Raw genomic sequence first — 6,313 nt, 5'->3', positions numbered from 1 at the left:
GCCCTCATGCGGCGCCTCATCGTCATCGCAAACGCGCGCCTGCGCGACGCCTTCGCCGAAAAACGACAGGTCGCCACGAACTGAGTTGATGACGGTGGAGGATGGGGCGGCCGATCGTGAGCTGCCTCGACCCGCGCCCCGCCGCCTTACCCCCGCGGCAGCATCCGGTCGCTGATGATGCGGCGCTGGATTTCGCTGGTGCCCTCGAAGATCGTGGTCAGCCGCGCGTCGCGCCAGTAGCGCTCGATCCGCCGCTCGGTGGTGTAGCCGTTGCCGCCGTGGAGCTGCATCGCCTGGTTCGTGACGCGCACCGCCATCTCGGTGGCGAGAAGCTTCACCGCCGCCGACTCGCTCTCGGCGGGCAGGCCCTCGTCGAGGAGGTGGGCGACTTGGCACCAGTAGGCGCGGGCCTGCGCCACTTCCGCCGCCATGTCGGCGAGCGCGAAGCGCAGGGCCTGGAACTGGCCGATCGGCCGGCCGAACTGTTCGCGCTCCTGAAGGTAGGCGGTGCAGTCCTCGACCGCCGCGCGGGCGACGCCGACCGCGCGGGCCGCGGTGTGGACGCGGGCGATGTTGAGGCCGCGCTGGACCGAGGCGAAGCCGCCGGCATCGGCATCCGCGCCCTCGTCGCCGTAGAGGCCGGTGAGGCGGTCGCGCTCGGGCACCTTCACCCGGTCGAGCTTCAGCTCGAAGGTGAGGAAGCCGTGATAGCCGATCTTGTCGATCACCGTGCCCTGCATGCCCTCGGGGAAGGTGCCGGGTTCCTTCAGCACGAGGAACGGTTCGAGCCCGGCCGAGCGCGGTTCGCCGGGTTTCGGGTCGCGCACGCGGGCGAGCACCTCGATGAAGTCCGCGCCTTGCGCGAAACCGGCCCAGCGCTTGGTGCCGGTGAGGTACCAATAGTCGCCCTCGCGCACGGCCCGTGTCTGCACCCCGGCGAGATCCGAGCCGGCGGTGGGTTCGGACAAGGCGATCGAGCCGATCCACTCGCCTCGGGCGGACTTACCGAGCAGCGCCTTGCGGCGCTCGTCGTCGATCGTCTGGGTGCCGAGCCCCTGGCCGCGGGCGAGGATCGAGCCGGTGGAGAGCCACGCGCGGGCGAGTTCCTCCGAGATCAGGCAGTATTCGAAGACGCCCAGGCCCATGCCGCCGTACTCGGCGGGGATGGTGATGCCGAACCAGCCCTTCTGCGCCATCTGGTCGATGAGCGAGCGGGGCATCTCGCCCTTCTGCGGATCGAGTTCGTCGGCGAGCGGCAGGACCACGTCGCGGGCGAAGGTCCGCGCCTCCGCCTGGAGGGCGACGCGGCGTTCCGTGCGCCAGGGCGAGAGCAGTTCCGGCGGGCGCGGCTCCATGATGTCGGGCTTGCCCATCGCGTCCCACCCTCCCACGGCATAGTTTGGTCGTGGGAACCGAACGCTCAAGTCGGCAAAACGTTCGCGGAGAGCGCGAATTCCCCTCCCCCTTGCGGGGAGGGGTAGGGGTGGGGGTCGGGCAGAAGGCACCTTTGTGGTTCCTCCTGAACCACCCCCACCTCCAACTCCTCCCCGCAAGGGGGAGGCAAGGGGGAGGAGAGTGCCGCCTGCTCTTGCGCTCGCCCCCGCCCGCCCCCAGAACGCGGCCATGCTGCGCGTCAACGATCTCACCTACCGCATCGGCGAGCGGGTCATCCTCGACTCCGCGACCTTCGCGATCCCCGACCGCGCCCGCGTCGGGCTGGTGGGCCGCAACGGGGCGGGCAAGACCACCCTGTTCCGGGCGATCCTCGGCGAGCTGGCCATCGACGCCGGCGCGGTCTCGGTGCCGAAGGGCATGCGCATCGGCGCGGTGGCGCAAGAGGCGCCCGCCGGGCCCGAGACCCTGCACGAGGTCGTGCTCGCCGCCGACACCGAGCGCGCCCGGCTGATGCGGGAGGCGGAAGACGCGGACGGCGTGGCCCGCGCCGAGATCGAGACGCGGCTCGTCGATATCGGCGCCCACTCGGCCCCGGCCCGCGCGGCGGCGATCCTGCACGGGCTGGGCTTCGACGCGGCGGCGCAAAGCCGCCCCTGCGCGGACTTCTCCGGCGGCTGGCGCATGCGCGTGGCGCTCGCGGCCGTCCTGTTCTCCGAGCCGGACCTGCTGCTGCTCGACGAGCCGACCAACTACCTCGACATCGAGGGCACGCTCTGGCTCTACGACTATCTCGAAAAATACCCGCGCACGGCGATCATCATCAGCCACGACCGGGAACTGCTCGACACCTCGGTCGACCACATCCTGCATCTCGACCGCGGCAAGCTGACGATCTACCGCGGCGGCTTCACCTCCTTCGCGCGCCAGCTCTCCGAGAAGCGGGTGCTCCAGGCGAAAGCCAAGGCCAAGCAGGACGTCGAGCGGGCCCATCTCCAGAGCTTCATCGACCGGTTCAAGGCCAAGGCGACCAAGGCGCGCCAAGCCCAGTCGCGGATGAAGCGGCTCGCCAAGATGGAGCCGATCGCGGCGCTGATCGAGGACGACGTGCCGGTGATCCACCTGCCGAGCCCGGACAAGCCGCTCTCGCCGCCGATCGTCGCGATGGAGCGGGTCCAGGCCGGCTACGGCGAGCGCATCGTGCTCACGGGGCTCAACCTGTCGCTCGCCCCCGACGACCGGGTGGCGCTGCTCGGCGCCAACGGCAACGGCAAGTCGACCTTCTGCAAGCTGATCGGCGGGCGGCTGCCGCCGCTCGCGGGCGAGATGAAGCGCTCCTCCAAGATGGAGGTGGCGTATTTCGCCCAGCACCAGCTCGACGAGCTGCGCCCCACCGAGAGCGCGGTGGCGCATGTGCGCGACCGGATGCCCGACGCGCCCGAGGCGCGTGTGCGCTCGGCCGCCGCCCGGCTGGGATTTCCCGCGACCAAGGCGGACACGCCGGTGGAAAAACTGTCGGGCGGCGAGAAGGCGCGGCTGCTGATGGGCTTGGCCGCCTTCGATGGCCCCCATCTGCTCATCCTCGACGAGCCGACCAACCACCTCGACATCGAGAGCCGGCAGGCGCTGGTCGAGGCGATCAACGACTACGAGGGCGCAGTGATCCTCGTCTCCCACGACCGCTTCCTGATCGAGGCCTGCGCCGACCGGCTCTGGCTGGTGCGCGACGGCTCGGTGAAGACCTTCGACGGCGACATGGACGATTACCGCCGCCTCGTGCTCGCCGGCCCGGAGCGGACGGAGTCCGCGGGGGAATCCACCGGCGGCCAGAAGGCCGAGGCGCGCCGCTCCGCGGTCGAGCGCCGCGCCGCGCTGGCGCCGCTCAAGAAGCGGCTCGACGGGATCGAGGCGCGGATGGGCAAGCTCTCGGGGGCCATCCAGAAGATCGACGCGGCGCTCGCCGACGGCACCGCCTTCCTCAAGGACGCGGCCAAAGCCGGCGACCTCGCCCGCATGCGGGCCGAGGCCGCCGACGCGCTCGCCAAGGCCGAGGAGGAGTGGCTGGAGGTGAGCGGCGAGATCGAGGGGGCGGCGTAGGGCCCGCGCGCCCCGCGCTCAGCCCGGATGGGCCGCGGCCCAGCGGCCGTTCTGGGTGCGCCCGCCATAGCCGTAGGCGTCGCCGTCGGCGGCATGGACCAGCACGTAGCATTCCTCGTGCAGCCGCCCGAGCAGGGCCTCCATGCCCTCGAACGCGGCCTTCACGAAGGCGGTGGTCTCGGCCTTGGTGTTGGTGCCGGCGGTGATCGTGAAGTCCATCCAGAAGGCCGAGAGGCCCTCGTCGGTCGGGTTCTTGGCGCCGATGAACCAGCCCTTCGGATCGGCCTCCTCGACCAGCACGGCGGTGACGCTTCTGTCCTTGCCGAGCTTGTCCGCGCCGAGCCGCGCGGCGAGTTCGGCGATGCGGGGGCGGAGATCGGGACGGGGCATGGGCGTGACGTAGCGGACGATGATCATCGGCATGGGAGCCTCCTGGGTGTTTCGCAGGAGCAATCTGGCCGTTGCCGCACCCCCATGGAACGCTATGATTGACTCTCATCATCATAGCGAAAATAGATCATGCTCGATCTCGCGTCGGTGCGGCTGTTCCTCCTCGCGGTCGAGTTCGGCAACTTTTCGCGAGCGGCGGAGGCCGCCGGCACGGTGCAGCCGGTGGTGAGCGCCCGGATCAAGGCGCTGGAGGCGGCGCTCGGCCGCAAGCTTCTGGAGCGCACGCCCCGCTTCGTCCGGCCGACCGAGGACGGCGTGGCCTTCCTCGCCAAGGCGCGGGCGCTGATGGCCGCGCACGACGCGGCGACGCGCTTCGACGACGCGCCGACGGTCCGCCTCGCCATCGGGGCGAGCGACCACGCGCTCGGCACCGGGCTGGAGCACGTGATCCGGCACGTGCGCGCCGCGCTTCCCCACCGCAGCGCGGTCGAACTGCGCCTCGGGCTGTCGCAGCCGATCCGCACGGCCTTCGACGAGGGCGAACTCGACGCCGTGATCATCCGCCGCGAGGCCGGCGGCGCCGACGGCGAGGTGCTGGGGCTCGATCCGCTGGGCTGGCGCGCCACCGAGGAGGATGTCGTCGCGCCGGACCGGCCGATCCCCCTCGTCACGCTCGGCCCCCATTGCGGCGTGCGCTCGATGGCCGTGCGCCATCTCGAGGCCGCCCACCGGCCCTGGCGCGAGGCCTTCGTCGGCGGCTCCTGCAGCGCGCTCGTCGCCGCGGTGCGGGCGGGCCTCGGCATCGCGCCGATGGGCGCGGTCGCCTCCGGGCGGATGGGCGACGTGGGACCGCGCTACGGCCTGCCTGCGCTCCCGCCCTCCGAGATCGTGATGTTCGCCCGCGCCCATTCCCCGGCGGTCGCCGCTGCGGCCCGCGCGCTGGAGGCCGCGGTTCAGTCGATGTTGCGCGGCGCCTGAAGCGGCGCCCGCCGCAGCCAGATCGCGGATGCCACGGTCAGCGGCTCCAGCGGCAGGGTCACGGCGCCCTGGCGCTTGCCCCACAGCTCCAGCCCGCCGAAGCCGACCCGGCGGACGCCGAGCCACGCGCCGAAGGGGAACACCGTCGCGTTGCCCTCGCCGGCCCCGAAGCATTCCTCGAACGCGATCGGATCGACCATCAGGGCGTCGTATTTGGCGAGATGGTCGGCCATGCCGACCTTGGAGCGAAACAATCCGCGGTCGCGGTGGACAGCGGCGAAGCACGGCTCGTAGGCCGAGAGCGACAGGCGAAGCCGCCCGCCGATGCGCAGGTAGGGCGGGTTCGGCCCCTCCCGGCCGAACTGCGCCGGGCCCCAGCCGGCCTCGCGCACCAGCGAGTCGGCCAGCGTCACGGGCGCGGACGGGCCCTCCGGTGCGATGCCGGTTCCGGGTTCGGCCACGCCACCTTCGGCCATGTCACGCCCCTCGCCCCGCACCCAACGTCGGCACTATCGTGCATCGAAGACCGTCCGGCGACCGGATTCTTTTTGCATAACGTCCGGCAGGCCGCGGTTTTTCCCAATCCTCCCCTCATCCTGAGGTGCTGCGAAGCAGCTTTGAGCGAGGGCTCCAGGGGTCGCGCGGCTGGCTGGAGCCCTCCTTCGAGGCTCAGCCAGCGGCTGAGCACCTCAGGATGAGGTGGGTGGGTTGGAACGGCCGAACGGGCGTCAAAACCCCCCGCCGGTCTGGTCAAAATCGAGATAGGCGGTCTCGATCACGATCTGGGTGCGGCTGATGACCTCGAGCTTCCTCAGAATCTCGGAGACGTGGGCCTTCACGGTCGAGTCGCCGACCTGAAGCTCGTGGGCGATCTGCTTGTTGAGCTTGCCCTGCCGGATCATCGTCAGCACCCGCATCTGCTGCGGCGTCAGCCGGGCGACGCGCTCGGCCAGCGGCGGCTTCCGGCTGTTGGGGCGGGCGGGGGCGGGCGGGCCCCCGCGGTCGGGCGGCATGAACAGGGCGCCGCCCAGCACCTCGGAGATGGCGCGCGTCAGCGTCGCCTTGTCGACGGCCTTGGGCACGAAGCCCGCCGCGCCGTGGCGCAGGGCCTCGTGCATGATGCGCGGCTCCTCCAGCCCCGACACGATCAGGATCGGCACGCGGGGAAAGCGGGTGCGGATGGTGACGAGCCCGTCGAAGCCCGCCACGCCCTGCATGGTGAGATCGAGCAGCGTCAGGTCGATGCCGGCGTTGCGGTCGAGGATGTCGCAGGCCGCGCGGATGCCGTCGGCCTCGTGCAGCTCGGCGCCGGGGAAGGCCAGCGCGATGGCGCTCGCCAGCGCCTCGCGGAACAGCGGATGGTCGTCGACGAGGAGGAGACGCAAGGTGCCCTCCCCCGCGCGCGGGGCGGGTTCGTTGCCCGGATCGGTTGCTGCGCTGGCCATCATCGCGGGGT

Annotated in this window: 6 protein-coding genes; 2 read left to right on the top strand and 4 right to left on the bottom strand. The window is 71.4% G+C overall.

The genetic code is table 11. From position 1 onward, the window contains the following. Window positions 1-146: 146 nt before the first annotated feature. Window positions 147-1,373 (bottom strand): acyl-CoA dehydrogenase family protein, encoded by a 1,227-nt coding sequence (locus HNR00_RS13600; RefSeq protein ID WP_183570126.1) that lies wholly within the window; start codon window positions 1,371-1,373, stop codon window positions 147-149. Between the two features lie 250 nt (window positions 1,374-1,623). On the opposite strand from HNR00_RS13600, the gene HNR00_RS13595 reads away from it, so the two are divergent. Further along, window positions 1,624-3,489 (top strand): ABC-F family ATP-binding cassette domain-containing protein, encoded by a 1,866-nt coding sequence (locus HNR00_RS13595; RefSeq protein ID WP_183570152.1) that lies wholly within the window; start codon window positions 1,624-1,626, stop codon window positions 3,487-3,489. A gap of 18 nt (window positions 3,490-3,507) precedes the next feature. On the opposite strand, the gene HNR00_RS13590 is transcribed toward HNR00_RS13595, so the two are convergent. Next, window positions 3,508-3,912, bottom strand: a complete 405-nt coding sequence (locus HNR00_RS13590) for a tautomerase family protein (RefSeq protein WP_183570124.1) — start codon at window positions 3,910-3,912, stop codon at window positions 3,508-3,510. 96 nt (window positions 3,913-4,008) lie between these two features. Between HNR00_RS13590 and HNR00_RS13585 the strand changes: the two genes are divergently transcribed. Next, complete coding sequence (locus HNR00_RS13585) at window positions 4,009-4,857, top strand: LysR family transcriptional regulator (protein WP_183570122.1); 849 nt, start codon at window positions 4,009-4,011, stop codon at window positions 4,855-4,857. Here HNR00_RS13585 and HNR00_RS13580 read toward each other — a convergent pair. Further along, window positions 4,833-5,333, bottom strand: coding sequence for a hypothetical protein (locus tag HNR00_RS13580; protein ID WP_183570120.1), 501 nt, complete (start codon window positions 5,331-5,333; stop codon window positions 4,833-4,835). The two genes, HNR00_RS13585 and HNR00_RS13580, sit on opposite strands and share 25 nt — an antisense overlap. 252 nt (window positions 5,334-5,585) lie before the next feature. Further along, a complete protein-coding gene (locus HNR00_RS13575; RefSeq protein WP_246390596.1) occupies window positions 5,586-6,302 on the bottom strand; it encodes a response regulator in 717 nt (238 codons plus the stop codon). Window positions 6,303-6,313: the final 11 nt, after the last annotated feature.

The sequence above is a fragment of the Methylorubrum rhodinum genome (genome assembly GCF_014199935.1).
Classification (GTDB): Bacteria; Pseudomonadota; Alphaproteobacteria; order Rhizobiales; family Beijerinckiaceae; genus Methylobacterium; species Methylobacterium rhodinum.
Note: the sequence above shows the minus strand (reverse complement) of the source record. Positions and strands in the feature narration are given on the sequence as shown.

Coding starts and splice junctions, on each gene's coding strand:
- HNR00_RS13580 (WP_183570120.1), bottom strand. CDS start 5,333: ATGGCCGAAGGTGGCGTGGCCGAACCCGGAACCGGCATCGCACCGGAG.
- HNR00_RS13595 (WP_183570152.1), top strand. CDS start 1,624: ATGCTGCGCGTCAACGATCTCACCTACCGCATCGGCGAGCGGGTCATC.
- HNR00_RS13575 (WP_246390596.1), bottom strand. CDS start 6,302: ATGGCCAGCGCAGCAACCGATCCGGGCAACGAACCCGCCCCGCGCGCG.
- HNR00_RS13600 (WP_183570126.1), bottom strand. CDS start 1,373: ATGGGCAAGCCCGACATCATGGAGCCGCGCCCGCCGGAACTGCTCTCG.
- HNR00_RS13585 (WP_183570122.1), top strand. CDS start 4,009: ATGCTCGATCTCGCGTCGGTGCGGCTGTTCCTCCTCGCGGTCGAGTTC.
- HNR00_RS13590 (WP_183570124.1), bottom strand. CDS start 3,912: ATGCCGATGATCATCGTCCGCTACGTCACGCCCATGCCCCGTCCCGAT.